We start from the raw sequence: 3,986 nt of genomic DNA, 5'->3' as shown, positions 1-3,986 counted from the left end.
GCCTGGACGCCAGCGAAAGCGTGACCCCGGAAGCCGACGCCGAGCCGTGGCTGGCCGAGTTGGTTACTGCACTGCGCGGTTGACCGGAAACTCGCGCAACAACGCCAGCCAGGCCTGGGCGGCTTTCGACAGATAGGCGCCCTCACGCCAGATAAAGGCAATGTCCCAGCGCAGGTAGTCCGGCGCCTTGAGCGTCAGGCGCACCACCCCGGGCCGCACCAGGCCCCGGGCTACTACGCTGGGCAGCAACACCACGCCTTGGCCGGCGGCCACCAGGGCCGCGAGGAAATCCGCCTGGCCGCTGCGCCCGCTTTCTTTCGGGGTAAAGCCCAGTTGCTGACAGGCCTGGAGCAGGCGGTCGTTCAACACAAAACTGCGCTGGTACATCAGGAACGGCGTATCAGCCAGTTCTTCCAAGCGGATGTGCGCGTTATCGGCCAACGGATGGTCCATGGGCAGAAGGGCGTCCAGCGGCTCATCGCAGAATGCCTGCCAGGCGAATGCCGGATCGCTGGGCATCAGGCTGCCGCCCACCTCCAGTTCTCCACTCAAAATCGCCTGCTCGATACTGCGGCTGCCGCCTTCCAGCAATTGAATGGTGACATTCGGATAACGCCGTCGGTATTCGGCAAACAAGCCGGCAAACAACGTGTCACCGCCCAACTGCGGCAAGCCCATGCGCAGTTCGCCACGGGTCAGTTGATTCAAGTCGTCCAGCTCACTGAGCAGTTCGGCTTGCTGGCGCAGCATCGCTTCTGCCCGCTGCAACACCACTTGGCCAGCCGCCGTCAGGCGAATCTGCGAACCCAGGCGATCCAGCAGCGGCGTGCCCAGGCTTTGTTCCAATTGCGCCACCTGCTTGCTGACCGCGGACTGGCTGATGTGCAGGGTTTTGCCGGCTTGGGTAAAACCGCCCCGGTGGATCACTTCGACAAAGCTGCGCAGCTGTTTGAATTCCATTCGCCTGATTCCAGTTTGGAATAGATTGCAGTCTAACAATTCGCTGTGGGGATGCCAGGCGCCTCTTTAAAATGAGTGCCCTGGGAGGACCCAAAGCTCATGAAACGTTTCACCTTCAAATTCGTCGGTCGGTTGCTGGCTGAACTGATCATCCTGCTGGCCATTTACTTTCTGGGCTGCCAACTGGCGGCCTGGCTGAGCTGGCCTATTCCCGGTGGTGTGGTCGGCCTGGGCCTGTTGTTGCTGACCTTCGCCACCGGCCTGGTAAAACCGGCGGCTCTGCAACTGGGCGCCGGTGTACTGATGGCCGAGATGCTGCTGTTCTTCATTCCTGCGTTGATGAGCCTCTTGGACTACGGCGGCCTGGTAAAGCACGACGGCTGGCGGATCATGTTGGTCATCGGCTTCAGCACCTTGTCGGTGATGCTGGTGACTGCGTTTACCGTGGAATTCGTCTGCCGCTGGAAGCTGCGCCATGAAGCTTGAGCTGATGCCGATGTTCTGGCTGGCACTGACCCTCGGTGCCTACGGCTTCAGCCGGTGGATCTACCGGCGCACCGGGCGCTACCTACTGTCGCCGCTGATCCTGGTGCCGGCGCTGCTGCTGGCGGTGGCCGTGCCGATGAAAACCGCCTATGCCGAATACGCCACAGACACCCACTGGCTGATGCTGGTGCTGGGCCCGGTGACCGTGGCGTTCGCGATTCCGATCTGGCAACAGCGCCAATTGCTGGTGCGCCACTGGTCAGCGTTATTGCTGGGGATGGTCGCGGGCAGCGCGGCGTCCATCGCCACTTCGTATGGCCTGGCCAAGGCCCTCGCTCTCGACAGCTCGGTGACGATGTCGTTGGTGCCCCGTTCGATCACCACCCCGTTCGCCATGCCGGTGTCTTCCGACCTGGGCGGCGTGCCGGAACTGACGGCGGTGTTCGTGATGTTCACCGGGGTGTTTGGCGCCATGCTCGGCGGCGTACTGCTCAAGTGGTTGCCGTTGCGCACGCCATTGGCCCGTGGCGCATTGTTTGGCGTGGGCGCTCATGGCGCCGGTGTCAGCCGGGCTCATGAGGTGGGCGGTGAGGAAGGCTCCGTGGCGGGCCTGGTAATGGTGCTGACCGGCTTGCTCAACCTGTTCGCCGCGCCTTTATTGGCGTCGCTTCTCTGACACGCGCAGAACAAAATCGAACTATCCTCAGGACTGACCCGTTCGGTCATCAAGCTGGCTGCCAATGCAACTACGGCGGCCTCGAGGTCTGACTAGACTGCTTCTTCACTCAAAAAAACAATAATAAGCGCGCCAAGGAGGTCATTGCCGTGAGCCTAGCCACTGTTCAATCGACACACAGTGTAAAAGACCAGGTCAGCGCGGCCGAATGGCAGGCCCGCGTCGACCTCGCCGCGTGCTATCGCCTGGTGGCGATGCATGGTTGGGACGACCTGATTTTCACCCACATCTCGGCCAAGGTGCCGGGCACCGAAGACTTCCTGATCAACCCTTATGGGCTGATGTTCCACGAGATCACCGCGTCGAGCCTGGTGAAGGTCGATCAGGCCGGCAACAAGCTGATGGACAGTCCCTACGAGGTCAACCCTGCCGGGTACACCATTCACAGTGCGGTGCACGAAGTACGGCACGATGTGGTCTGCGTGCTGCACACCCACACCGCTTCCGGCATTGCCGTCTCCGCGCAGAAACAGGGCGTGCTGCCCATCAGCCAGCAATCGTTGTTCGTGCTGTCCAGCCTGGCCTATCACGCCTACGAAGGTGTCGCGCTGAACCACGAGGAAAAGGCCCGCTTGCAGGCCGACCTTGGCGAAAACAATTTCCTGATGCTGCACAACCACGGTTTGCTGACTTGTGGTGGGAGCATCGCCGATACGTTCCTGATGATGTTCATCTTCCAGCGCACCTGCGATATCCAGGTGATGGCGCAGAACGGTGGCGCTGAACTGATCAGCATTGCGCCGCAGATATTGGCCGGTGCCCGGGCGATGATCGCCGGGGTCACCAAAAGCGCTCAGGGCATGGGCGGCGCGCTGGCGTGGCCGGCGTTGCTGCGCAAACTCGATGCACTCGACCCCGGGTATAAAAGCTGATGCCACTCGCCGAGATCCCGCTGCGCATCTGGCGCCAGCGTGCCCAGAGCTTTGAGTTTCGCGGCCGCACCATTCGGTACTGGGTGGCGGGGCAGGGCGAGCCGTTGCTGCTGATCCATGGTTTTCCCACGGCCAGTTGGGATTGGCATTACCTCTGGCAGCCGTTGGCCCAGCGCTATCAAGTGATTGCCTGCGACATGCTGGGGTTTGGCGATTCGGCCAAGCCGCTGGACCACACCTATTGCCTGCTGGAGCAGGCGGACTTGCAACAGGCGTTGCTGGAGCATCTTTGGGTGCAGCAGCCGGTGCATGTGCTGGCCCATGATTACGGTGACAGTGTTGCGCAGGAGTTGTTGGCGCGGCATTACGAAGGCCGGTTTCGGATGGGCAGTTGTGTGTTTCTCAACGGTGGGTTGTTTCCGGAGACGCATCGTCCGGCGTTGGTGCAGAAGCTGTTGCTGAGCCCATTGGGTTGGATGATCGGGCGGGCGTTTGGGCGTAATGCCCTGGCTAACAGTTTTGGGCAGATTTTCGGGCCGGCGACTCGGCCCAGTGAGAGTGCGCTGGATGATTTCTGGAGCTTGATCGAGAGCCAGGATGGGCCGCGGATTTTGCACAAGTTGATTGCGTATATTCCTCAGCGTCGGCGGCAGCGGGATCGCTGGGTGGCGGCCATGCAGCGGGGGGAGGTGCCGTTGCGGGTGATCGATGGGGAGGTTGATCCGATTTCCGGGGGGCATATGGTTCAGCGTTATCGTGAGCTGGTGCCGCACGCGGATACGGTGTTGCTGGCGAATATTGGGCACTACCCGCAGATTGAGGCGCCGGTGCAGGTGTTGAAGCATTATTTGGCGTTTCGGGAGGGGCTTGGGGTTGGGGCTGCTCGGGTGGCTTATTCTTGATTGGGGTTGAGTACATATCCGTTATTTAGG

The 3,986-nt window shown here is 61.3% G+C and carries 5 protein-coding genes and 1 pseudogene; 5 read left to right on the top strand and 1 reads right to left on the bottom strand.

The window, feature by feature from the left end:
* A pseudogene (locus tag HX846_RS25245) lies at positions 1-83 on the top strand (flavodoxin); the annotation flags it as partial.
* Here the strand turns inward: HX846_RS25245 and HX846_RS25240 are convergent.
* Complete coding sequence (locus HX846_RS25240) at positions 64-960, bottom strand: LysR family transcriptional regulator (protein ID WP_178966315.1); 897 nt, start codon at positions 958-960, stop codon at positions 64-66. The pseudogene HX846_RS25245 and the gene HX846_RS25240 overlap by 20 nt on opposite strands.
* A gap of 99 nt (positions 961-1,059) precedes the next feature.
* Between HX846_RS25240 and HX846_RS25235 the strand changes: the two genes are divergently transcribed.
* The 4 genes from HX846_RS25235 to HX846_RS25220 all read left to right on the top strand — a co-directional run bounded on the left by HX846_RS25235 (position 1,060) and on the right by HX846_RS25220 (position 3,956).
* Positions 1,060-1,446, top strand: coding sequence for a CidA/LrgA family protein (locus HX846_RS25235; RefSeq protein WP_177022708.1), 387 nt, complete (start codon positions 1,060-1,062; stop codon positions 1,444-1,446).
* Positions 1,436-2,122 (top strand): LrgB family protein, encoded by a 687-nt coding sequence (locus HX846_RS25230; RefSeq protein ID WP_003208490.1) that lies wholly within the window; start codon positions 1,436-1,438, stop codon positions 2,120-2,122. Before HX846_RS25235 ends, HX846_RS25230 begins: the two co-directional genes overlap by 11 nt.
* A 149-nt stretch (positions 2,123-2,271) precedes the next feature.
* A complete protein-coding gene (locus HX846_RS25225) occupies positions 2,272-3,054 on the top strand; it encodes a class II aldolase/adducin family protein (RefSeq protein WP_003208491.1) in 783 nt (260 codons plus the stop codon).
* Complete coding sequence (locus tag HX846_RS25220; RefSeq protein ID WP_102368142.1) at positions 3,054-3,956, top strand: alpha/beta fold hydrolase; 903 nt, start codon at positions 3,054-3,056, stop codon at positions 3,954-3,956. Before HX846_RS25225 ends, HX846_RS25220 begins: the two co-directional genes overlap by 1 nt.
* The last annotated feature ends 30 nt before the right edge of the window (positions 3,957-3,986 follow it).

The sequence above is a fragment of the Pseudomonas sp. K5002 genome (assembly GCF_013386655.1).
Classification (GTDB): domain Bacteria; phylum Pseudomonadota; class Gammaproteobacteria; order Pseudomonadales; family Pseudomonadaceae; genus Aquipseudomonas.
The sequence above is the reverse complement of the archived record's forward strand: the minus strand, read 5'-3'. Positions and strand labels throughout refer to the sequence as shown.

Excerpts from the sequence above, each read along its gene's own strand:
- HX846_RS25240 (WP_178966315.1), bottom strand. The coding sequence starts at position 960 with ATGGAATTCAAACAGCTGCGCAGCTTTGTCGAAGTGATCCACCGGGGC.
- HX846_RS25235 (WP_177022708.1), top strand. The coding sequence starts at position 1,060 with ATGAAACGTTTCACCTTCAAATTCGTCGGTCGGTTGCTGGCTGAACTG.
- HX846_RS25230 (WP_003208490.1), top strand. The coding sequence starts at position 1,436 with ATGAAGCTTGAGCTGATGCCGATGTTCTGGCTGGCACTGACCCTCGGT.
- HX846_RS25220 (WP_102368142.1), top strand. The coding sequence starts at position 3,054 with ATGCCACTCGCCGAGATCCCGCTGCGCATCTGGCGCCAGCGTGCCCAG.